Below are 557 nucleotides of genomic sequence, written 5' to 3'. Positions count from 1 at the left end.
TCGTCCTGAGCCAGGATCAAACTCTCCATGAAAGTTGATTAGCTCATTTTGTTACGTTGGCTTAGTTTCTATAATAGAAACTAATATTATTGTTTGTTGACGTTTTTGTTTGTTTAGTTTTCAAAGAGCAATGTCACCAAAGGCGACTGGATTACTATCTTATCGCATTTCTCACATTCTATCAATCATCAATTATTTCCAATTTTCGATTGACTTGTTCGCTCTTTTTCGAGAGCGACTTTCCTATCTTAACACATGATGTGCTTTAGAACAATAGAAAGTTTCTTCCATTCTTTAATATCTTGTTTACTCTTTTGAAGAGTGACTTTTCCATCTTAACACCGTCGGTGTTCACTTACAATAGAAAGTTTTTTCCAATTTCCCAAAAGGGAAAGAAAAAGACAGAAACATAAATTCCTGTCTTTCGCCAGGCAACGTCCTACTCTCACAGGGACTCGCGTCCCAACTACCATCGGCGCTGAGAAGCTTAACTTCCGTGTTCGGTATGGGAACGGGTGTGACCTTCTCGCCTTAATTACCAGACTATAAAATTAGAG

General features: G+C 38.1%; 1 rRNA gene. It reads right to left on the bottom strand.

What is annotated here, in order from left to right:
• Nucleotides 1–426: 426 nt before the first annotated feature.
• Nucleotides 427–543: ribosomal RNA gene (rrf, locus tag M3226_RS31570) — 5S ribosomal RNA — on the bottom strand.
• Nucleotides 544–557 lie beyond the last annotated feature (14 nt).

The sequence above is a fragment of the Neobacillus cucumis genome, assembly GCF_023715505.1.
This window is presented reverse-complemented; position numbering and strand designations above follow the sequence as displayed.